Annotated in this window: 23 protein-coding genes; 12 read left to right on the top strand and 11 right to left on the bottom strand. The window is 68.6% G+C overall.

Features of this window, described 5'->3' with window-relative positions:
- Positions 1-249 precede the first annotated feature (249 nt).
- Genes Q0916_RS04305 through Q0916_RS04290 form a run of 4 tightly spaced genes read left to right on the top strand, consistent with a single transcriptional unit; the run spans position 250 to position 4,403 of the window.
- On the top strand, positions 250-1,368 hold the full coding sequence (locus tag Q0916_RS04305; RefSeq protein WP_299234874.1) for a branched-chain amino acid ABC transporter permease: 1,119 nt from the start codon (positions 250-252) through the stop codon (positions 1,366-1,368).
- The gene (locus tag Q0916_RS04300; RefSeq protein ID WP_299234872.1) at positions 1,365-2,729 is read left to right on the top strand and encodes a branched-chain amino acid ABC transporter permease; all 1,365 of its coding nucleotides are present in this window, start codon (positions 1,365-1,367) and stop codon (positions 2,727-2,729) included. The genes Q0916_RS04305 and Q0916_RS04300 overlap by 4 nt, the downstream gene beginning before the upstream one ends.
- Positions 2,722-3,612, top strand: coding sequence for an ABC transporter ATP-binding protein (locus tag Q0916_RS04295; RefSeq protein WP_299234870.1), 891 nt, complete (start codon positions 2,722-2,724; stop codon positions 3,610-3,612). Before Q0916_RS04300 ends, Q0916_RS04295 begins: the two co-directional genes overlap by 8 nt.
- Positions 3,609-4,403 (top strand): ABC transporter ATP-binding protein, encoded by a 795-nt coding sequence (locus Q0916_RS04290; protein WP_299234867.1) that lies wholly within the window; start codon positions 3,609-3,611, stop codon positions 4,401-4,403. Before Q0916_RS04295 ends, Q0916_RS04290 begins: the two co-directional genes overlap by 4 nt.
- Before the next feature lie 98 nt (positions 4,404-4,501).
- Here Q0916_RS04290 and Q0916_RS04285 read toward each other — a convergent pair whose 3' ends face one another.
- The 4 genes from Q0916_RS04285 to Q0916_RS04270 all read right to left on the bottom strand — a co-directional run bounded on the left by Q0916_RS04285 (position 4,502) and on the right by Q0916_RS04270 (position 8,044).
- Positions 4,502-5,902: an ABC transporter substrate-binding protein gene (locus Q0916_RS04285; RefSeq protein WP_299234864.1), complete on the bottom strand. Its 1,401-nt coding sequence runs from the start codon at positions 5,900-5,902 to the stop codon at positions 4,502-4,504.
- Positions 5,903-5,995: 93 nt separating this feature from the next.
- Positions 5,996-6,790: a DUF3179 domain-containing (seleno)protein gene (locus Q0916_RS04280; protein WP_299234862.1), complete on the bottom strand. Its 795-nt coding sequence runs from the start codon at positions 6,788-6,790 to the stop codon at positions 5,996-5,998.
- 106 nt (positions 6,791-6,896) lie between these two features.
- Positions 6,897-7,655: a GTP cyclohydrolase III gene (locus tag Q0916_RS04275; protein ID WP_299234860.1), complete on the bottom strand. Its 759-nt coding sequence runs from the start codon at positions 7,653-7,655 to the stop codon at positions 6,897-6,899.
- A gap of 86 nt (positions 7,656-7,741) precedes the next feature.
- Positions 7,742-8,044 carry a DUF5785 family protein gene (locus Q0916_RS04270; RefSeq protein ID WP_299234858.1) on the bottom strand — a complete coding sequence of 101 codons (303 nt, stop codon included), beginning with the start codon at positions 8,042-8,044 and terminating at the stop codon, positions 7,742-7,744.
- A 177-nt stretch (positions 8,045-8,221) separates the two neighbouring features.
- On the opposite strand from Q0916_RS04270, the gene Q0916_RS04265 reads away from it, so the two are divergent.
- From Q0916_RS04265 to Q0916_RS04255, 3 genes are all read left to right on the top strand, one after another.
- Positions 8,222-8,695: a chemotaxis protein CheW gene (locus Q0916_RS04265; RefSeq protein ID WP_299234855.1), complete on the top strand. Its 474-nt coding sequence runs from the start codon at positions 8,222-8,224 to the stop codon at positions 8,693-8,695.
- Positions 8,696-8,843: 148 nt separating this feature from the next.
- The gene (locus tag Q0916_RS04260; RefSeq protein ID WP_299234852.1) at positions 8,844-11,399 is read left to right on the top strand and encodes a heavy metal translocating P-type ATPase; all 2,556 of its coding nucleotides are present in this window, start codon (positions 8,844-8,846) and stop codon (positions 11,397-11,399) included.
- Between the two features lie 115 nt (positions 11,400-11,514).
- Positions 11,515-12,186, top strand: a complete 672-nt coding sequence (locus Q0916_RS04255) for a 2,5-diamino-6-(ribosylamino)-4(3H)-pyrimidinone 5'-phosphate reductase (protein ID WP_299234849.1) — start codon at positions 11,515-11,517, stop codon at positions 12,184-12,186.
- 35 nt (positions 12,187-12,221) lie between these two features.
- On the opposite strand, the gene Q0916_RS04250 is transcribed toward Q0916_RS04255, so the two are convergent.
- The 6 genes from Q0916_RS04250 to Q0916_RS04225 form a co-directional block, all read right to left on the bottom strand.
- Positions 12,222-12,506, bottom strand: coding sequence for a DUF7545 family protein (locus Q0916_RS04250; protein ID WP_299234847.1), 285 nt, complete (start codon positions 12,504-12,506; stop codon positions 12,222-12,224).
- 70 nt (positions 12,507-12,576) lie between these two features.
- Positions 12,577-13,614, bottom strand: a complete 1,038-nt coding sequence (locus Q0916_RS04245; RefSeq protein ID WP_299234844.1) for an NAD(P)/FAD-dependent oxidoreductase — start codon at positions 13,612-13,614, stop codon at positions 12,577-12,579.
- A gap of 94 nt (positions 13,615-13,708) precedes the next feature.
- A complete protein-coding gene (locus tag Q0916_RS04240; protein WP_299234840.1) occupies positions 13,709-13,840 on the bottom strand; it encodes a hypothetical protein in 132 nt (43 codons plus the stop codon).
- A 35-nt stretch (positions 13,841-13,875) separates the two neighbouring features.
- Positions 13,876-14,520 (bottom strand): hypothetical protein, encoded by a 645-nt coding sequence (locus Q0916_RS04235; protein WP_299234837.1) that lies wholly within the window; start codon positions 14,518-14,520, stop codon positions 13,876-13,878.
- A gap of 64 nt (positions 14,521-14,584) precedes the next feature.
- On the bottom strand, positions 14,585-15,781 hold the full coding sequence (locus Q0916_RS04230) for a rod shape-determining protein (protein ID WP_299234834.1): 1,197 nt from the start codon (positions 15,779-15,781) through the stop codon (positions 14,585-14,587).
- A gap of 68 nt (positions 15,782-15,849) precedes the next feature.
- Positions 15,850-16,587, bottom strand: coding sequence for a FlaD/FlaE family flagellar protein (locus tag Q0916_RS04225; protein WP_299234831.1), 738 nt, complete (start codon positions 16,585-16,587; stop codon positions 15,850-15,852).
- Between the two features lie 138 nt (positions 16,588-16,725).
- On the opposite strand from Q0916_RS04225, the gene Q0916_RS04220 reads away from it, so the two are divergent.
- The gene (locus tag Q0916_RS04220) at positions 16,726-17,754 is read left to right on the top strand and encodes a hypothetical protein (RefSeq protein ID WP_299234828.1); all 1,029 of its coding nucleotides are present in this window, start codon (positions 16,726-16,728) and stop codon (positions 17,752-17,754) included.
- Positions 17,755-17,778: 24 nt separating this feature from the next.
- On the opposite strand, the gene Q0916_RS04215 is transcribed toward Q0916_RS04220, so the two are convergent.
- The gene (locus tag Q0916_RS04215; RefSeq protein WP_299234825.1) at positions 17,779-17,979 is read right to left on the bottom strand and encodes an HEWD family protein; all 201 of its coding nucleotides are present in this window, start codon (positions 17,977-17,979) and stop codon (positions 17,779-17,781) included.
- A gap of 104 nt (positions 17,980-18,083) precedes the next feature.
- On the opposite strand from Q0916_RS04215, the gene Q0916_RS04210 reads away from it, so the two are divergent.
- The 4 genes from Q0916_RS04210 (at position 18,084) to Q0916_RS04195 (ending at position 21,379) form a co-directional block, all read left to right on the top strand.
- Entirely contained in the window at positions 18,084-18,638 is a 555-nt protein-coding gene (locus Q0916_RS04210) for a YbhB/YbcL family Raf kinase inhibitor-like protein (protein WP_299234822.1), read from the top strand.
- Between the two features lie 53 nt (positions 18,639-18,691).
- Positions 18,692-19,150 carry a hypothetical protein gene (locus Q0916_RS04205; protein ID WP_299234819.1) on the top strand — a complete coding sequence of 153 codons (459 nt, stop codon included), beginning with the start codon at positions 18,692-18,694 and terminating at the stop codon, positions 19,148-19,150.
- Positions 19,151-19,229: 79 nt separating this feature from the next.
- Positions 19,230-20,732: a TraB/GumN family protein gene (locus tag Q0916_RS04200; protein ID WP_299234816.1), complete on the top strand. Its 1,503-nt coding sequence runs from the start codon at positions 19,230-19,232 to the stop codon at positions 20,730-20,732.
- Complete coding sequence (locus tag Q0916_RS04195) at positions 20,729-21,379, top strand: M50 family metallopeptidase (RefSeq protein WP_299234813.1); 651 nt, start codon at positions 20,729-20,731, stop codon at positions 21,377-21,379. The genes Q0916_RS04200 and Q0916_RS04195 overlap by 4 nt, the downstream gene beginning before the upstream one ends.
- The last annotated feature ends 41 nt before the right edge of the window (positions 21,380-21,420 follow it).

Raw genomic sequence — 21,420 nt, 5'->3', positions numbered from 1 at the left:
GATCCCGTCGTCGTCCAACGGGCTGTTTATGTCGACCCGAACCCCGACCGCGGCCCCCTCGGCATCGAGGTCGTCGAGCATCCGTATCATGCTCCGGTGATCGATTGGTTGTTATGAAAGCCTTGCGCAACGCCGCGACCGCCGCCGAGCACCGGTTTGGGCGCCGAACGGCCGAACGCGCCGCCGAGACCACCGCGTGAGCCGAAGAGTACTTTACGTTGTGTGCCGGCTAATCGGGTACGAAACAACATGGGAGTCAGTGACTCATACGAGCGCGGGCGCGAGTTCCTGATCGAGGACCCGATCCGGGCCGCCCTCGTGATCGTGTTCGTTGTGCTCGCTCTCGATCTGGTACGCCAACTCGCCGTCGGACAGACGCAGTTCTCCGAGTTCGGGGTGCTCCTGAAAGACGGCCTGATGCGGGGGCTGTTCTTCGGGCTCGCGGGGATCGGGCTCTCGATGACGTACAGCATCCTGAACTTCGCGAACTTCGCACACGGCGATCTCATCACGGGGGGCGCCTTCGGCGGGGTGGCGGCCACGTACGTCATCGCCGGCGGGTTCGGCACGGAGGCAGCCCTCGGGTCGCTGCTACTCGTCGGCGCCGGCGGGTCGGTCTTCGGCGCCGCCCTCGGCATCGGCGTTGCGACGTCGCCGCTTGCGGTGTTAGCCGGCGTGGTCGTCGCCGCGGTCGCGTCGATCGCGCTGGCGCTCATCATCGATCGCTTCGTGTACAAGCCGATACGCGATCGCTCGGGGATCACGCTTCTCATCACGAGCATCGGCGTCGCGTTCGCGCTGCGGTATCTCATCGTGTTCGTCTTCGGCCCGGGCCGACGCGGCGTCACCGACCCCAGTGGTATCCCGAGCGTCGCCGTTCCGGTGATCGACGGGACCGTCAACGTCGATCTCCACGAGGTCTCGCTTCTCGTCGTCGCCGTCGTGTTGATGCTCGGGCTTCATTTCCTGTTGCAGCGGACGAGACTCGGTAAGGCGATGCGGGCGATGGCCGACAACGAGGACTTAGCGCGCATCACCGGGATCCCGACCGAGCGGGTCGTCCGGTTCACCTGGATCATCGGCGCCGGGCTCGCCGGCGTCGCCGGGTACATGTTCGTCCTCTGGAACGAAACGCTACACTGGTTTCAGTTCTGGAGCCTCCTGTTGCCGGTCTTTGCGGCCGTCATCCTCGGCGGGATCGGCTCCGTGTACGGCGCGATCGCCGGCGGTCTCGTCATCGGGTTCGTGATGTCGCTGTCGGTCGTCTGGATCCCGGGCGGGCTCTCGCGGGCGGCCGCCTTCCTCATCATGATCGCGGTGTTGCTCGTCCGTCCCGAGGGGATCTTCGCCGGGAGGTCCACAGCATGAGCGGCGCCGAGCAAAGCGCCGACGACAGAGGGACGCTCGCGGCCGTCTGGGAGCAAGACGCCGTCAAGCTGACCGCGCTCGTCAGCGGCCTCTTCGCCGCGTACGTCGTCGGCGGGCTGTTGTTGAGCTACGGGCTCCGCCAACAGCTCAACGAGCTCGCACAGCTGTCGTTTTTCATCGCCGTGTTCGCGATGCTCGCGCTCGCCTTGAACCTCCATTGGGGCTACACCGGGCTGTTCAACATCGGCGTGATCGGCTTCATGGGGATCGGCATCTACACGACGGCGATCCTCTCGAAGGGGGCCACGCTGACCGAACCCGCCGCCGGGACGACCGGCGGCTTCGGGCTGCCGCTTTGGATCGGGATCATCGGCGGCGTCGTCGCTGCGGGGCTGTTCGGAGGGCTCGTTGCGCTGCCGGCGCTGCGGCTCCGGGCGGACTACTTCGCCATCGTGACCGTCGGTCTCAGCGAGGTGGTCCGGTTTACGCTGCTCGAGCAGAGCCTCCAGCAGGGGCAGGTCCTCGGCTACTGGGTCGGTCTCGGGGGCGGTTCGGGGCTGCTTCTCGATTTCGACCCGGTCGATCGGCTCCTCGGGGCGTTCGGGCTGTTGGAGTCCTACACGCGGTTTTCCGAACGCACCGGCGAGGCCATCGGGATCGGGTCGAACCCGAAGCCGGTGTTCGACGGGATCCTCTATGGGCTCGTGCTTTTGGTGTTTCTCGTCGGGTTCTACGTGCTTCTCACCCGGGTCGGAAGCTCCCCGTACGGCCGGGTCCTGAAGGCGATCCGCGAGGACGAGGACGCGACGAAGGCCCTCGGGAAGGACACGGACCGGTTCAAGATCAAGGCGTTCGTCATCGGGTGTGCGCTCATGGGCCTCGGCGGGATCCTGTTGTACGCCAGCCAGGGGGCGATCACGCCGAACGCGTTCCGGCCGCGGATCACGTTTTTCGTGTGGATTGCGCTGATAATCGGCGGCGCCGGCTCGAACACCGGAAGCGTCATGGGCGGCGCGATCTTCGCCGCGGTCCTCTATCAGGGGCCGATCTTCTTCAGCAACGTCATTGAGGGGAGCTTCGAGATCGACGCGGTCAACACGTTCGCGCAGGCGGTCGGACCGCTCGCCGCGGCCGATCCGGTCCCGCTTTTGGCCTACACCGTCGACAACATCGGTCAGCTGCGGTTTGTCATCATGGGGCTCGTGTTGATCTACCTGATGCACAACCGCCCCGAGGGGATACTCGGGCACCGAAAGGAGACGGCGAGCACCATCCCGCTGGGCCGCCGTCGGGCGAAGACCGGCGGATCGCCGCCGGCGACCGACGGCGGCGAGGAAAACAGGGGTGTCGACGGTGAGTGACACCGAGGTCGACGACGTCGTCGACACGAACGCGCCGGCGGAGGACGTCGAGATCGAGGAGCCGGAGGCCCAAGACTCCGACGTCGAGCGGGCGGCGAAGCACACGCCGAGTGCGATCCCGCTGCGGGTCGAGGGGCTCCGCAAGGAGTTCGGCGGGATCGTCGCCGTCGACGAGGCGTCCTTCGAGATCACGGAGGGGACGCTGACGGGGCTCATCGGTCCGAACGGGGCGGGCAAGTCGACGACGTTCAACTGCATCACCGGGGTCCACGAGCCGACCGCGGGACAGGTCCAGTTCAACGGCGAGGACATCACCGGGCTATCGCCGGACCGGATCGCGAACCGCGGGCTGGTCAGGACCTTCCAGATCGCCCGGGAGCTCGAGGAGATGACGGTCATGGAGAACATGATGCTCGCGCCGAAGGGCCAACGCGGGGAGTCGCTTTGGCGGTCCGTCCTGCCGTTCGTTCGGCGGTCGGTGAGCGAGCAAGAAGAGGAGATACTCGAGCGGTGCTGGGAGATGCTCGAGTTCTTCGAGATCGACCACCTCGCAGACGAGTACGCGGGGAACCTCTCGGGTGGACAACGGAAGCTGCTTGAGTTGGCGCGGGCGCTTTTGACCGAGCCGACGGTGCTGTTGTTGGACGAGCCCTTCGCCGGCGTCAACCCCTCCTTGGAGGAGCGGCTCCTAGGGCACATCCACGACCTCCGTGACGACGGGTACACCTTCCTCATCGTCGAACACGACATGGACCTGATCATGCAGAACTGCGAGCGCGTCATCGTGATGCACCAAGGGCGGGTGCTCACCGAGGGCCCGCCGGCCGAGATAAAACGCAACGAGGACGTCATCGAGGCGTACCTCGGGGGTGAGGTCGAATGAGCGCGACCGAAACGGAAACGGACGGGGACAGAACCGGAGACAGCGAGGCCTCGGACGGCGCGAACCGCGGGACGAACACGTGGGAGGACAGCCTGCTCGCCGTCCGGGACCTCGACGCCGGCTACGGCGACCTCCAGATACTCACCGGCGTCGACCTCGACGTCAGAAACGGCGAGTACGTCACGATCGTCGGCCCCAACGGGGCGGGGAAATCGACCGTTATGAAGTCCGTGTTCGGGCTCACAAACCGGATGGGCGGGACCATCGAGTACGGCGGCGCGGACATCACGGACACCCAACCGGAGGAGATAATCTACGAGGGCCTGGGGTACGTCCCCCAGAATCACAACATCTTCGGGTCGCTGTCGGTACAGGAGAACCTCGAGATGGGGGCGTACATCCTCGACGAGGTGCCCGAGGAGTCGATCGAGGCCGTCTACGACCGCTTTCCGATCCTCAGAGAGCGACGAGACCAGGAGGCGGGGACGATGTCCGGCGGACAGCGGCAGATGCTCGCCATGGGGCGCGCGCTGATGTTGGACCCGGATCTGCTGTTGCTCGACGAGCCGTCCGCGGGCCTCGCGCCCGACCTCGTCGACGACATGTTCGATCGCATCGACGGCATCAACGATGACGGCACGGCGGTCCTGATGGTCGAGCAGAACGCGAAGGAGGCCCTCCGGCGGTGCGATCGGGGTTACGTGCTCGTCGACGGGAAGAACCGCTACGAGGACACCGGGCGCGCGCTCCTCGAGGACGATCAGGTCAGACAGGACTTCCTGGGCGGGTAGACGGCGGTCACAGAGCCCGACGGCGGAGGCGCTCGACGGGCGACCCTCAGCGTGCGTACCGGTAAAAAACGGTCGGTGAACCGAACCGCGGTTCCGTCTCAGTTGCTGCCGAGGGCTTCCTGGATGACCGAGGTGTAGGAGCCCTCGTTCGGGTTGTACGCGACCTGTCCGGTCACGGTGCCGTCGAAGTCGTCCTCGAAGACCGAGCTGAACTGCTCGGAGAGCTGCTGGCCGTAGTCGTTGTTTATGTACAGCGTGGCGGCGGTCTCGGCGCCGAGTCGCTCGGAGGCGACCTGTGCCATCACGCGGCCCTGCAGTATATCGGACGGCGCGGTCCGGAAGATGTAGTCGTCGTCCTCGAAGTTGGTGACCGACAGCGCCGTCGACGACGGCGAGCAGCCGACCACCTGGTTCGGGATGAACGCCTCCTGGGAGACGGGGACGTTCACGTCGGAGGACGCCGACCCACAGACGAACGGAACGCCGGCGTTGACGAGGGAGTTCGCGGCCTGGATCCCGGTGTTGGCATTGGTGTTGGTGTCCTCGAAGGTGGTGTTGACCTCGATGTCGACGTCGGCGTTGTTGACCTGCATGGCCGGGATCTCCGCGGCGTTTATCATCTCCTCGCCGACCGAGGCGAGGTTGCCGGTCTCCGGCAGGAGGATGCCGACCTCGACGGTGCGCCCGAAGCCGCCGGGGATCGAGTCCGCGGAGGGGCCCGCGCCCTGTGGATTAGCGCCCTCGAAGCTCAGCGTCTCGATGTCCGTCGTCCCGCCTTCGCCGTCGAACTCCCAAATCGCGTAGGTGGCGTTCGCCGGGTCGCCGGCCTCGTTGAAGTTGACGTCCGAGGACGCCCCCTGGTAATTGACGTTTTCGCCGTTGGCGACGGCCTCGACGCCCTCGACGAAGTTCTCCGGCGTGACCTCCATGCCCTCGGGGTTCGCGACGTTGCGCATCTGATCGCGGACGCCCATACCGCTGTTCTCGCCGGCAGCGACGTTGGCGAGGATGCCGACGGCGACGGAGTCGTACGACTGCGACGTGAATATCCCGGGAGACGAGTCGTACTCGTCCTCGTAGAGCCCGATGAACGCCTCCTCGGCGGGCCCGCCAGCGTCGGGCGCCGTCCCGATGACGTTGTCCATCGGGTTTCCGACCTGCTGTTGCATCTCGCCGTCCTGGAGCCCGTCGGGGACGATGACGTCCCCGGTGCCGTCGGTCAGGCTGTAGTAGTCGCGGAACAGCGTGTTCCCGTCCTCGGGGTAGCCGATGACGTTGAGTACGTCGACACCGCCGCCGGTGTCGCCGCCGTCGCCGCCGTCGCCGCCGTCACCGCCGTCACCGCCGTCGCCGCCGTCACCGTTGCCGTTGCCGTTGCCACCGCCGTTACCGTTGCCGTTACCGCCGTTTCCGTTGCCGGTACAGCCGGCGAGGCCGAACGACACGCCGGCGATCCCTACGCCCTTTACCACGTCGCGTCTGCGAACTTTGCGCGGCATAAGGTACATAACGGCTTATTTACATATAAAACCTCCCGCAAAACGGCGGCACCGACGCCCGGCCAAAACGCGAACGAGGCGTCGTTGCGCCGCTCAGATCGGCGGATCGACGATCCCCGAGGCGGGCGGGGGCAACAGCACCCCGCCGTCGGGGTTGTCCTCGCGCCACGCGCCGAGCGTCGACACCGTCGAGGGCAGGGTCCGGAGTCGGGTTTCCGCCCGCGGCCCGCAGATCGCCTGTCCGAGCATCTGCGACCAGTACGAGCGCGTCGCGTCGTCGTACATCACCAGGTTTCCGTTGTTGCCGACGCCGTCCTCGCGGTCGGAGAAGACGCGGCCCTCCTCCTCGGCGGCGGCCGTGTAGATCCGCGGCGGGACCCAAAGCAGCCCCGAGACGTCGAACGTCGCCGTGTCGCCGTCGACGCGCCGGTCGGCGACCATCCCGCTCCGACAGATCGGACAGTAGGTGACGATCATCGGTTCGCCGAGGGTGTCGTTGACGATCTCGTGGACGTTCAGCACCGTCAGCGGGTACGCGCGCGCCACGCCGTCGCGTTCGACCCCGATGACGGTCGAGCCCTCCTCGAGCGGCCGGTACCCGTCGGGGTCGTCGGGCCACGCCTTGGGGGCGCAAAAGGACGGGTCGTCGATCGCTCGGATGCCCTCGGGTCGGAGGTCCTCCTCACAGAGCGTCGGCGGTCGGCCCTGTTCGGCGAGCGTCGGCGCGTCGATCCCCTCGCCTTCCCCGTCTCTTTGCCCGTCGTTGCCGTCCGTCGCCGGGGGCTCGCCGGTCGGGTCGTCTCCCGTGTCGTCGGCCGCGTACCCGGTCACACACCCGGCCGTAGCGACGGTCGCTCCGAGCGCGGCCAACAGCGGTCGACGACGCATGAACGCGTGTTCGATCGGATCGATAAAAACCCTCCCCGTCAGTGTGCCGGCGTCACGGACGCGTCCGGAAGCATCGCCGGGGTGTGCTCGCATTCGGAGGGTGCGATCAGGCGAACTCGACGTCCGTCCCCTCTTCGCGGCAGGTCTCCAGGGCGTGTTTGGCCGCCATGCCCGCCTTCTGGGCCGTCCGGTCGGTGCCGACCCCGACCTTCAGATCGACCCCGACGGCGTCTCTGACGTGTTCGATCGCCTCGCGGTACGCCGCGGCCTCGAGGGCGTCACAGACGGCGATGATGTTGTCGCCGCCGACGAAAAACGACAGCGACTCGTGGTCGGTGCGCATGTGTCGCATCAGCTCGGCGTAGCCCTGTTCGATGTTGATAAAGGAGTCGAACTCGTTCAGCTCATCGGTGTACTTTCCGGTCGCGTCGTTGACGTCGAAGTGGGCGATGCGCACGTCGTCGCCCGATCGCTCGGGGTCGGCGAGCGGATCGCCGCGGAGGATCTCCGTCCGACCGCGGTCCTGTGCGCTCCCGGCGTCCTGAAGCTGGTCGGTCGCGACCCCGAGCGCGCGCGCCGGAGAGGCGTCCACGGCGACGCTCAGGCTCACGCTCACCGGATACCGGTTGTCGACGGACTCCTGTATCAGGGCGTGGGCGTCGCTGTCGAGGCCGTTCGTCACCGCGACCATGTTGTCGAACCGCGTGAAGAAGACGTACCCCTCGCGGTTCCCGAACAGCTGTGAGAGGTCGGCGTACAGCCGCGATTGGAGCGTCTGGAGGTCGACTTCCCGGCGGGGTTCGGGCGTGACCGTCCAAGGGCCGTAGTTGTCGATCTGTATGAGCGTAACCTGGGTGTTCGTCACGGTCCGTGGTTAGCGGCCGGCCGGTATTTGCCTTACCATTGTCGACGGTACGGCCGGTGTTTCACCCCCTTACTCGGGGCCCGCCGTCAGGCGACGTGTTCGTCCTCGAGTTCCCACATATCGTTGTCTCGCATCGCCTGCCCGACCGCCCCGTGGAACTCGACGAAGTCCTCGAACTCGGTCTCCTCGACGTGTTCGAAGATGTCGGCGACGCTGACGACGCGCTCGTGGTTGAGGCGGATCGGATCGGAGCCGTGCTCCTCGACGAACTCCGATGTCGTCAGCGGGAACTCCTCCTCCTCGTCGATCTTCTTTGCCAGCACCGCCTGCCCGTACTTGCGTTTCCCTTCGGAGCCATCCTCGCCGTCGGGGTCGTGAGGCCAGTCCATGCGCGTGAATCCGGCGTCGGGACGCAAATGGGTTCCGTTATCGGGGACGAGCGCCTCGGCCGTCGGTCCGTCCCGGGTGCGCCGGCCCCGACGCCGCCGCCCACGCCCCGCGTATCAGGCGATGAAACGCTCGGAGTATTAAGTACCGAACGGCTGGAAAGGTACGATACCCGAACCATGTCCCAGGAAGCGACCCAGCAACTCGAGACCGAACAGGTGCTTGAGTTCCGCCTCGGCGAGGAGACATACTGCGTCAGCATCGAGTACGTGACCGAGATCGTCGACATGGGCGAGTTGACGCCGATCCCGAACTCGCCGCCGCACGTCGAGGGGGTCATCGACCTCCGCGGGAACACGACCTCGATCATCGATCCGAAGGTCGGACTCGACGTCGGGGGCGACCTCGGCGACCGGATCGTGATCTTCGATTCGGCCATCTTCGAGGACGACCGATCGATCGGGTGGGCCGTCGACAGCGTCGAGGAGGTCTCCGATGTCTCCGAACAGGAGGTCGACGACCCGCCGGTGGACCACGGCCACATCCGCGGGCTCATCAAGCGGGACTCGGAGTTCATCGTCTGGATCGACCCCCGAATGATAAACGGCGAGTTCGGCGACGGGGCGGAGCTCACAACGCCCGACGCGTCCTGACGAGGGCCGATCGGCCGCGCGGCAGTCGGGCGTCCGGGGTCGCGCCGGCGGACGACGGTCGGTGACCTTCGAATCCGAAGTATTCTCGCCCTCGAAGAACGTATTCGAAAGGGCAAACCGCATCAGTCCGAAGGCCGTACTAACGGGTATGACCGTTCGTGAGCGGATCGGGATCTCCGGGATGCACTGCTCGACGTGCGCGGAGACGGTGACCGAGGCCGTCGAATCGCTCGGGGGGGTCGCCGAGGGCTCGGTGAACTACGCGACCGACGAGGCGACAGTCGAGTACGACCCAGAGGAGACGTCGCTCGGGTCGGTCTACGCGGCGATCGAGGAGGCCGGATACGAGCCACAGCGGGAAACGCGGACGATCGGGGTGTCGGGGATGCACTGCTCGACGTGCGCGGAGACGATCGCGGGGGCCCTCGGGGGCGTTTCGGGCGTCATCCGCGCCGATGTCAACTACGCGACCGACGAGGCGACCGTCGAGTACAACCCCGAGAGCTTCTCGATTGAGGCGGCCCGCGACGCCATCGCCGACGCGGGGTACGACCCGCAGGCCGAGACCGACGCGGACGGCTCCACTGAGGAGAGCGTGGCCGAGCGAGAGCTCCGCAGGCAGCGGCGCCTCGCGGTCGGCGGCGGGGCGTTGACGCTGCCGTTCGTCTACCTGATGGCGGCGATGTTCACCCCGCTGCCGGAGCCGGGCGGGCTCGGCGGGGTTCCGCTCGGGTGGATCGAGTTCGGGCTCGCAACCGCGCTCATGGCGACGCTCGGCCGGGAGTTCCTCGTCGGCGCGTACAAGGCGGCCAGAAACCGGACCGCGAACATGGACACCCTCGTCGCCGTCGGGGCGAGCGCCGGGTACGTCTTCAGCACGGCGGTCGTCCTCGGGGCGATCGCCGGCGACCTCTACTTCGAGGCGGTCGGGTTCATCCTCTGGTTCATCACCGTCGGCAACTGGCTCGAAGCGCGCTCGAAGGCACAGGCCTCCGGCGCGCTCCGGGAGTTGCTCCGCCTGGAGGCCGAGGAGGCGACCGTCGTCCGCGACGGCGAGGAAACGGTGGTGCCCCTCTCGGAGGTCGAGGTCGGCGATCTGCTGAAGGTCCGGCCGGGCGAGCGGGTGCCGACCGACGGCGTCGTCGAGGACGGCGAGTCGGCGATCGACGAGTCGATGCTCACCGGGGAGTCCGTGCCCGTCGAGAAGGTGCCGGGCGACGAGGTGATCGGGGGAACGATAAACGAGAACGGCGTCCTCCTACTCGAGGCGACGAGCGTCGGCGAGGACACGGCGATACAGGGCATCGTCCGGCGGGTCAAGGAGGCACAGTCCCGCCAGCCGGACATCCAGCGGCTCGTCGATCGGGCCAGCGGGTACTTCGTTCCGCTCGTCATCGTCAACGCCGTCGCGTGGGCGGTGCTTTGGTACCTCTTCGCGCCGCAGTTGAGCGCGCTCGTCGGGGGGCTTCCGCTGGCGCAGGTCGGCGGCGGCCCGGTCGTCGGCGGCGTTCCGCTCGCCGAGTTCTCGATGGTGGTGTTCGCGTCGTCGGTGCTCATCGCCTGCCCCTGCGCGCTCGGGCTCGCAACGCCGGCGGCGACGATGGTCGGGTCGACGATCGCCGCGCGCAACGGCGTCCTGTTCAAGGGCGGCGACGTCCTCGAGCGCGTCCGCGGGACCGACGCGGTCGTCTTCGATAAGACCGGGACGCTGACCGAAGGCGAGATGCGGCTGACCGACGTCGAGCCGGTCCGGGGCGGCCGTCGCGCCGACGGCGGCGCTCTCGAGGGGGCGCTCGACGAGTCGTTCGTTCTCGCGGTGGCCGCGGGCGCCGAGACCGGGTCCGAACACCCGCTCGGGCGGGCCATCGTCCGAGGGGCCGAAGAGCGGGACGTCGACCCGATCGCCGTCGAGGGCTTCGAGAACGTCCCCGGGAAGGGCGTCGAGGCGCGGAGCGAACGCGGCGGCGTGCTCGTCGGGAACCGCGCGCTGCTCGAGGCGAACGGCGTCGACACCGAAGCGGCCGAGGCGACGATGGAGCGCTTCGAGCGGGAGGGCAAAACCGCCATGCTCGTCGCCCTGGACGGCGACGTCGTCGGCGTCATCGCAACGGCCGATACCGTCCGGGAGCGCGCAAAGGAGGCGGTCTCGGCGCTGGCCGACCGGGGGTACGAGGTGTTCATGCTGACCGGCGACAACGACCGGACCGCCCGGGCCGTCGCGGCGGCGGTCGGGATCGACGAGGAGAACGTCCGATCGGGCGTGTTGCCCGGCGAGAAGGCCGACGCGATCGAGGGGATCCAGGCGGACGGCACGCGGGCGATGATGGTCGGCGACGGCGTCAACGACGCGCCGGCGCTGACGACCGCACACATCGGCATCGCGATCGGGTCGGGGACCGACGTCGCGATGGAGGCGGCGGACGTGACGCTCATGCGCTCGAACCCGACCGACGTGCTGAAGGCGATCCGCATCTCGGAGGCGACGATAGCGAAGGTCCGCCAGAACCTCTTTTGGGCGTTCGCGTACAACGCGACGCTCGTTCCGATCGCCTCGCTGGGGCTGTTGAACCCCGCCTTCGCGGGCGCGGCGATGGCCGCCTCCAGCGTCTCCGTGATGTCGAACAGCCTCGCGTTCGGCCGGTACACCCCGGACCGCGACTACGTGCCGCTGCCGTGGCGGCCGATCGCGGCGCTGCGGCGGTGACGGCGGGCGCGAACGGACGCGGCGCGCGAACGGAGAGCGGAGGACGAAGGCCGGAGGTGGGGGCTGGAGAACCCCAAGCGATAACGGTTTTACCGACGGCACGCGGGATTCGGGTATGCACGTCTCTGTGAACGTCGCCGTCAGCGCCGACGGGAAGCTCTCCTCGCGGCGCCGCGAGCAGATCGCCATCAGCGGCGAGGAGGACTTCGCCCGCGTCGACCGGCTCCGGGCCGCGGCCGACGGGGTCGTGGTCGGCGTCGGCACGGTGCTGGCCGACGATCCCTCGCTGCGCAGACACGACGAGTCACACCGCCGCCGGACGAAGGGGGCCGAGGCGCCCCCGCCGGCCCGGATCGTCGCCGACTCGACGTGTCGGACCCCGACCGAGGCCGACGTGTTGGCCGGCGACGCGGCGACGTACGTCCTGACGAGTGAGGCCGCCTCGGGGCAGCGGCGGGACGCACTCGAGGCGGCGGGGGCGACGCTCGTCACCGCCGGCGACGAGCGGGTCGATCTTGCGGCCGCGTTCGGGGCGCTCGAATCCGACGGGGTCGGGTCGGTCCTAGTCGAGGGCGGCGGCGAGCTCGTGTTCTCGCTTTTCGAGGCCGGGCTCGTCGACGAGCTCACCGTCTTCGTCGGGAACGTGATCTTCGGCGGCCGGGACGCGCCGACGCTTGCCGACGGGGAAGGGTTCGTCTCGGCGTTCCCGGCGCTGGAACTGGAGGGCGTAGACCGCGTGGATGCGGGGGTCGTCCTCGAGTGGACGGTCCCGGAGGACAACCGGTAGCCGACGACGCCCTACGGCGTGCGACAGAGAGCCGTTTAGTGGTCGTGGCCGGTCAGTTCGGCGTACGTCGCGCCGAAGCGCTCCTCGAACAGTTCCATCGTCCGCTCCTCGATCGTCTTGTAGCGCTCGGTGTCGCCGCCCTCGGCGTGGTGTACTGTCGCGTGGATCCGCTGGGCGCAGGAAAACAGCGCGAGGTCGCCGACGATCTCGGGGTCGGTCTCGCCGTCCTCACGCATCAGATCGAGCATCGCGGCCGGCAGCGTCACGTCGTTCTCCGCGTCGTCGCCCTCGATCCGGAGCGTAACCGTATCGTTTGACATACGCCCCGTTTCGGACGGCGACGGAAGGCGCTTCCGGTGTAGTGTGTCACCCGCGCCGACCCGCGTCGGGTCAGTCGTCGGCGGCGGCGTCGAGCGTCGCTCCGGAGGTCCGCTCGAGGGACTCTATGTACTCGTCGGCGTCGATGGCCGCCTTCGCGCCCATGCCGCCGGCGGTGATCGCCTGCTGGTAGTGGTGATCGACGACGTCGCCGGCCCCGAAGATCCCGGGCACGTCGGTCCGGGTCTGTCCGCCGCCGTCGCCGCCGACCGTATTTATATACCCCGTCTCGTCCAGGTCGACGCCGGTCCCCTCGAGGTACCCGGTGTTCGGCGTGTGGCCGATCGCCATGAACACCGCGCCGACGTCCATCCCGAAGGTCTCCGTCTCGGGGTCGTCGGGTTTCTCCGTCGGGTACCCCTCGGGGTGTCGCGTCAGCGTCACGCGCTCGACGCCGTCGTCGGCGCTGCCGTGGATCTCGAGCAGTTCGGTGTTTATCAGCACCTCGACATCGCCGCTCTCCTCGAGTTCGCGGATCCGGTCGGTCCAGTAGTCCTCCGCGCGGAAGTTCTCCCGGCGGTGGACGACGTAGACCGTGTCGGCGAACTTCGTCAGGAAGGCGGCTTCCTCGCAGGCGGCGTCCCCGCCGCCGACGACGAGCATGTCCTCGCCCCGGAAGAAGGCCCCGTCACAGGTCGCACACGTCGAAACGCCGTACCCCATGAGCTCGTCCTCCCCGGGGACGCCGAGCGTCCGGGCCGAGGCCCCCGAGGCCGCAACGAGCGCGTCGGCGGTATAAACGGTGCCGTCGCGGAGTTCGATCCGGTGTGGGGTCCCGGGGTCGACGTCGACGACGACGCCGTGATCGATCTCCGTGCCGAAGGACTCGGCCTGCGATCGCATCTCGTTTATGAGTTCGGGGCCGCCGATCCCCTCCGGAAAGCCGGGGTAGTTCGCGACGTCGGTCGTCAGCGTCAACTGCCCGCCGGGTTCGGGGCCCTCGAGCACGAGCGGATCGTTGTTCGAGCGCGCGGCGTAGATCGCCGCCGACAGCCCGGCGATACCGGAGCCGACGACGACGAGCGGGCGGTGTTCGGCCTCGGATGTCATACCGGATCGTAGCCGAGCGTCGGATATGTAGCTTGTGCTGTCGTGTCCGCGCCGCGGGACGGGCGCGCGAGGCGGCCGGGCGCGCGGCGCCGAATCAGACCGCTCCGGCGAGAAGCATGATCGCGCCGAGGGCCAGCGCTAGGGCGATCGCGCTCCCGAGGATCACACCGAGTGCGATCGTTTCGCTCACCGCGCGGTCGTCCGAGCGAAGCGTGGTGTCAGCCATCCTGACCGGGGCTACCCGCGGGGGGCTCATGAGAGTCACGCCCGTTTCGAGCGCCGATCGCCCGGCGACCGTCCGGCGAGTTCCGGCTCGAGCGCCCGGAGCGCCCGCGTTCCGCTCGTCTTGGTCGTGGGGCACTCGATCGGGTCGGCGTCGCCGCGCTCGACGACCAAGGCGACATCTCTCGAGACCAGCCAGTAGCCCACGACGGTCGCGACCGAAACCGCCGCGAGGACGGCCCCGAACACGAGGACGACACCGAGGAGACGCGTCGCGCGGGCGAGCGCGCCGACGATGGTCTCAAGCTGTCCCGCCCCGGGCGCCTCGGGAATCGCGACCAGACCGCCCGGCGAGACCGAAAGCAACGCCGCGCCGACGAGCCCCGCGATCAGAGCGAAGACGACGGCGTTCGGCGCGTAGGACAGAAACGTCCGGCCGCCGGCGCGGCGGACGGCGACAGCGGTCACGTTCACCCGAGGGACTCGGGCGAGCGCGGGCGCTCTGTCGGGGTGAAACACCAGCAGTTCCCGGTCGGTGAGGGCGACCCAACCCGGCGAGAGCGAAACGACGGCCGTCGGCTCCTCGCCGGGGGGCAAACAGTCGGTCGGATCGGGGTCCCGGCGGTCGGCGCCGGTGTCGATCCGATCGAGGGTCCCGGGGTCCGGAACGACGTCTGTGTCCATCCGTCCGTCATCGGGTTTCCGCGTCTCGGTCAAGTACGTTCGGACGGTTTCGAGCGGCGTGTCGCTACAGGCTCTCGGCGAGGTGGTCGGCGATCTCGTGGGCGCCCTCGGCGGCGGCGAGGTCGGGTCTGTCGGCGCGGACGACGTCGACGTCGCGCTGGAGTTCGTCGCTGAGACGCGCCTCGACGACGTCGGCGATGCCCGGCACGCAGGCCATCCCGCCGGTCAGGACGATCGGCTTTTCGAGTGCGAGTTGGTACACCTTCATGTTGTCGTTCGCCAACTCCGGCAGGAAGCCGTTCGCGATCTCGTCGACGACCTCGTCGACGTACTCGTCGCAGGCGTCCATGACGCTGTGTTCGATGGTGAACTCGTGGGAGCCGCCGCCCGGCTGCTGGATCACGTCGGTGAAGGGCTCGAAGGCGTCGAAGTCGGCGTGTTCCTCCTTGTACTCCCTGGCGGTCGTCGGGTCGATGTTGACGCGGCCCTGGGTCTCCTCCTCGACGTAGTTCGCGATGCGGCGATCGACCTCGTTGCCCGTGATCGAGCCCGTCGACAGCGGCGTGAGCTGTTCGCCGCGGCGGTAGGCGCAGACCTCGAGGTTGGTCGAGCCCATGTTGACCGTCACGAAGATGTCATCGATCGCGTCCAGCCCGTCGTCGAACGCCGGGAGCGACCCACAGAGCGACTCCGGGTAGCTCCGGACGAGCGCCTCGCCGATCCGGCTCCCCTCGATGACCGACTCGAGGTTGGCGAGGCCGGCCTCGTTGTCGATCGTCGGGATCGCGTACACGACGGCGCTGTTCGTCGGCACGTCGTTCGACTCGAGGAGTTCGCTGAAGAACGTCTCTGCCGATTCGACGCTGTCGGTGTCCTCCGGGAGCCCGGAGCGGAGCATGAACCGGACCCGGTCGGGGTACTCCCGGGCGGCCTCCTCCCCGTAGAGGATCCGCTCCTCGCCGGTGAGGACGTCCTCGTAGGTCGCAAGACAGGTCAGCGTGCGGATGGTCTCGACGCCGTCGCCGTCGGGCGAGGGGTAGACGACGACGGTGCGCGTGCTGCCGAGTTTGACGCCAACGGGGACGACACCGTCGGGGCCGTCGGACGATGCCGGCGCGTCGGCCGTCTCGGCGGTGTCGTTGGGGTCGGACTCGTCGGCCGTCTCGGCGGTGGCCGCCTCGGGCTCGTCAGGACCGGTTTCGGCCGGGGCCTCGCCGTCGCCGTCGGCCGTCTCGTCGGGATCGGTCTCCGTTTCGCTCATTTCGTTCGGCCTGTCTCCCGACGGTCTCAAATAAGCTTCCCCGAGCACGCCGGCCGAGTGCGGATCGGTCAGTCCCGCCCGGCGAGGCGGGCGACGTACCTGAGGCTCTCGCGGTGATCGGAGACGCCGAGCGAGCCCCCGCCGGACCCCGGCTCGGCGAGCCCGCCGACGAAGGCCTCGAGTTGCGTCCGGCTCTCCGCGGAGAGCCACTCGATCGACTCGTAGTACTCCAGCGCCGACACCGCGCCCTCGTGGCCGCCCCTCGAGACCAGCAGGTCGAGCCACTCGAAGATCTCCGATTGTGCGCCGTAGCCGCCCGGGAGGTCCTTGAGGTACGGCTTCGAGGTGTCAGCGTCCCGTGGGAGGAACCCGACGTCTCCGCGCCCGGCGCGGGCGGTCGGCTCGCGTCGGTCGGGCGGGCGGCGCTCGGTTCGGCGCTCTTGGCGGTCTCGACGGTCCTGGCGGTCTCGACGGTCCTGGCGGTCCTGACGGTCCTGGCGGTCCTGACGGTTTGGGCGATTTTGCCGGGGACGCTCCGCTCGAGCCGCGTCGCCGCGTCGCCGCGAGCGGAGGTACGCCTCGGGGTCGTCGAACGCCGACGGCTCAGGCCGGGCGTCCGAGCGGGCGTCGGCCCCGGCATCGACCGGCCGGCGGGCCGGGGGCTCGGCGGCCCCGGAGCCGGACCCTGATCCGGATTGGGCGCGTCCGGGCTCCCGGCGAGGGCGGTCGCTGTCGCGTCCGGTCTCGCGGACCGCATCGCGGAGCTCGCCGAGGTCGTATTCGCGGGGATTGAGTCCGCCCGGCATGGTTGTACCGTTCTTTCGCCGAGCTGCGGTTTAAACTTCGACCCGGTTTCACCGACTGTGTCCGGCCGGGGGTTCGGCTCGCACTCAGCTGTCGATACCGAGCCCACGGTTTTGTGGTCGGACGTCGAACCGACCGACATGGCAGCGCAGGACGCCCGGTCGACCACGCTCCGCGATCTCAATGTCGATCCGAGCGTCGCGGCCCGCGAGCACACGCCCTCGCTGTACCCGCGCGAGCGCTTCGTCCGGTGTACGACCTGCGGCGTGACGGTGCCGTACTCTGTCACCGCCGAGGGACCGATCCGCCGGGCGCTCGAGGAGTTGGCCTCGGTCCGCTGCGGTCGCTACGAGCTTCCGGACGTCCCGGTCGGCGATCACGTTCCGACAGTCACGCCCGAGCACCCGACGAAAGGGCGCAGCGTCGTCTGTGAGTCGTGCGGTCGGACGGCCCGCCTGGGCGACGACCGCGAGGAGGTCCTCAGAGAACTCGGTGAGATCCCCTGTATCGCGCGGCTGAGCCACGCCGAGTTGGGTTCGCTCGTCTTCTCGCCGACGGCGTTTACGCCCCAGCTGCCCGATCTCGGGATCTCGAACTGGTACGGTCGGTTCGGGGGCGGTCACGGCGACGGCGTCGTCAGGCAGTTCCGACACGACCGGTTTCAGTACACGCTGTACGTCCGCGACGACGGCGACGCGTACACCGCGGCCCTCTCGTCGTCGCCGAACGCCGGCAGCGAGCCCATCGACGAGTTGCGGCTTCCGGGGTCGGACCCCGATGATCCGGTGACGAGGAGCGCGGTCGTCAAACTCGTCACGTTTCTCTCGGCGACCGACCCGCTGAGCGCGGGCGAGTTCTCGGAGCTCCACGGCGCCTACGAGGACGCCTACCGGAGCCACCGCGAGCGGTGGCTGACGGACGCCTACGACAGCGCACGCGAGACGTTCGCCGAGCGGTTCGGGGACACGCCGGAGGCGTTCACCGACGCCTTCGGCGACAGCTCCGCCGACACCCAGGAGGTGCTCCGGCGGATGGTGGGGTCGGGCGGGTTCTCCGATCACCCCGAGCCCGCGTTCGCGCGGGAGGTGCTCGGCCGCGGCCACGAGTTCCCGGATTTCATCGATTTCGTCGCCGACAACCACGGCTGGTCGCCGCCCGTCCCGGAGTGATCGGAGCGGCGACGCGGGCGGCCGTCACTCCTCGGGGCTCGGGTCGTCGGCGATGGGGTTGTACTGTCCGTTGATGTCCCACTCGTGGATGCAGTGTTTGTTGCCGACCTGCCGTTCGCCGTTTTTTTCCGCGATGACCCAGTTCTCGAGCGTCTCCTCCCAGACGTCGGTCCGACCGCAGCGCTCACAGCGCCGCCGCGTGGGGGGGACGATTTCGGCAGCCATGCCTCGCGTTTGGGGCTCCACGGTAATCAAGCATCCGCCGGCGGTCCGGACGAAGCGAGCGGAAGCCGACACGGTCTTGATTCTCCCTCGAGTACCCCGACCGTATGCGACGACGCCACCTGCTCGCCGCGCTTTCCCTCTCGGCGCTTTCGGGGTGTACCATCGGCGGGGAGCCTCCCTCGGGCGACTCGTTCCGGCTGTCGATCCCGGCGCTCGACGGCGGAGACCTGCCCCAGCGGTACACCTGCGACGGGGTCGGGGAGTCGCCGCCGGTGTCCATAGAGGGGATCCCGGCGCCCGCGTCGTCGGTCGCGCTCGTCGGCGAGTGGCTCCGCAGTTACACGCCGCGGACGATCTGGCTGCTCTGGGGGCTCCCGGCGGAGGGGTCTGTCGATCTGCCCGCCGGGATCCCCGGCGATCGGCGGGTGACAGGGCCGATCGCGGCGACCCAAGGGCAGAACGACGAGCGGGAGATCGGCTACCGCTCGCCGTGTCACGAAACGCCCGACGACCAGGAGTACCGCCTCGTCGCCTACGCGTTGACCGAGGGGTTGGATCTAGAGCCGGGGGCCGACCGGGACGCCTTCGACGCGGCGATCGAGCCGAGGCTCGACGAGGCCCCGAGCACGACCGTCCGGTTCCGGTACGAGCGGTTCTGAGGCGTCGGTGCCGGAGACGACACGGTTATTTTCCGGCTCGACGAACCCACGGCATGACCCTGGACGTGGCTCCGCCCGCGCCGCCGGAGCTCGAAGAGACGGACCCCAACGAGTACGAGGACGCCGAGATCGTCGGCGAGACGGACTACAAGCGCGAGGAGATAGAGGAGCTCCTCCGGACGGGGGCGTGGGCGGAGGCGTTCGAGGACTGGGCGGGGCGGACCGACGTCGACGAGCGGGAGTTCGGGATCGTGACCGACCTGGGGATGATCGGGCGGTTCGACTTCTTTTGGGACTCGTTCGCCGATCGGGTCGGCTACCACGCGCCGGGGATCCCGGAGGACTGGAAGGAGCGCGAACTGCACCCGGATCTCGAGTCGTGGGAGACCGTCTCCGAGATCAACGCGGCGCTGGCCGAACTCGGCGACACGGTCAGCCGGACGCTGAAGGCGGAGTACATCGACTGGGAGGCCGACTACGAGGCCCCGGACGACCTGCCCGACTTCGAGTGATCCGGCCGGCGAGGCCGGTTCGGGGTCCCTCGAGGCGGATCCCGACACACGTAAACCCCTCGCCCGACAGGTGCCGACAATGAGTGGCGAGGCCCGGGAGGGCTCCGTTCGAGTCGTCGGAACCGCACACGTTTCCGCGGCCAGCGTCGAGGAGGTCGAGGAGGTCATCGACGCCGAGCGCCCCGACGTCGTCGCCGTCGAACTCGACGAGGGGCGGTACCGCCAACTCCGCGGTGAGACGCCCGAGGACCTCGACGCCGGGGACCTCCTGAAGGGCAACACCGTGTATCAGTTCCTCGCCTACTGGATGCTGTCGTACGTCCAGGCCAGGCTCGGCGATCGGTTCGACATCGAGCCGGGGGCGGACATGGCGGCGGCGATCGACACCGCGGAGGCGCTGGGCCTGGAGGTCGCGCTCGTCGATCGGGACATCCAGGTGACGATACAGCGCTTTTGGGCCCGGCTGTCGGTGTTCGAGAAGGTCAAACTGGCCGGCAGCCTCGCCGTCGGCCTCGGCGACCCGAGGGAGGTCGGGATGGGGATCGGTGTCGGCATCGCGCTCGTCGTGTCGGTGCTCGCCGGCGCCGTCGCCGGTCCGTTCGTCGTTCCGGAGGCGCTCGGTCCCGGGCTTCTCGTCGGACTCGCGGACACGCTCGTCGTCGCGCTCGGTCTCGGACTCGCGTTGGGGACGGGGCTCGTCGTCGCGCTCGGACGGCTCGCCCCCGAAGAGGACGTCGGGGAGATCGACGTTGATCGGATGACGGACACGGACGTCGTCGGCGCGATGATGGAGGAGTTCCGCCGGTTCTCGCCGGGCGGGGCCGAGGCGCTCATCGACGAGCGCGACGCGTTCATCGCACACAAACTCGTCGCGCTGCGCGATCAGGGGTACGACATCGTCGCCGTCGTCGGTGCCGGCCACAGAGAGGGGATCGAGCGGTACCTCGAAACGCCGTCGCTGTTGCCGTCGATGGAGTCGCTGACGGGCCGGACGTCCGGCGGGCGCGTCTCGCTGTACAAGCTGTTCGGCTACCTGTTCACGCTCGGGTTCCTGTTGTTCTTCGTCCTGCTGGCGATCGCGACGTACACCGGCGTCGAGGGGGCATCGAGCGGGCTCTTAGTACGGCTGTTCACGGCGTGGTTCCTCATCAACGGCGTCCTCGCGTTCGGTCTCGCCAAGCTCGCGGGCGCACACTGGCGCTCGGCGGGGGTCGGCGGCGCGGTCGCGTGGCTGACGAGCGTCAACCCCCTCCTGGCGCCCGGGTGGTTCGCCGGGTACGTCGAGTTGCGGTATCTCAACGTCAACGTCGGCGACATCTCGACGCTCAACGACATCATGTCCGACGAGGAGGCGCCGATGCGACAGCTCTGGGGGAAGCTCAGGACCGTGCCGCTGTTTCGGCTCATCATGATCGTCGCGCTGACGAACGTCGGGAGCTTCATCGGGAGCGTCCTCTTCGCGACGGTCCTGCTTCCGTACCTGTTTGCCGGGTCCGGGATCGAGGGCGCAAGCGGCGTCGGGAGGCTGATGTTCGAGGCCGCGCGCAACAGCCTGAACATCCTCCTGGAGGCGCTGCGGTGAGCGCCCTCCGGGTCCGCGGGATCGAGTTCTACCCCGCGGAGATCCGCGACCTCCTCGTCGCGTGGGGGGCGTTGGGCGTCGCGTTCAGCGTCTTCGTTTTCGTTGCGACGGGACGGAGCGTGCTGCCGAACCTTCTCGGTGCGGTCGCGTCGCCGCTTTTCGGCCGCGTCCTCGTCGCGAGCGTCCTGACGGTCGGCGTCGGGTTCCTGTGTCACGAACTCGCACACAAGGTCGTCGCGGTCCGGTTCGGACAGCGGGCGTCGTTCAAGGCCGATTACGGGATGCTCGCGCTCTGCATCGGGGCCGCCTTCGCCGGATTCCTGTTTGCGGCCCCGGGCGCGGTCCACCACCGCGGTCGGGTCACCCCGGGACAGAGCGGGCGCATAGCCGTTGCGGGGCCGCTGATGAACGTCGCCCTGCTCGGGGTGTTCGTCCCGCTGTCCGTTGCCCCGGGTATCGTCGGACAGATCGGCAGGCTCGGAACCCTCGTGAACGCGTTTCTCGCGGCGTTCAATATGATCCCGTTCGGCCCGCTCGACGGCAGGACGGTCCTCTCGTGGAACCGGGTCGTCTTCGGCGTCGTGTTCGCCGGATCGGCGCTGCTCGCCGTCGGCGCCTTTCTCGTCGTCGGGTTCCCCGCGTTCTGACCGCCGGACAACCGACGCGTTTTTGCGCCGTTCGGCCCCGT

This window comes from Natronomonas sp. (assembly GCF_028274965.1).
Classification (GTDB): Archaea; Halobacteriota; Halobacteria; order Halobacteriales; family Haloarculaceae; genus Natronomonas.
The sequence above is the reverse complement of the archived record's forward strand: the minus strand, read 5'-3'. Positions and strand labels throughout refer to the sequence as shown.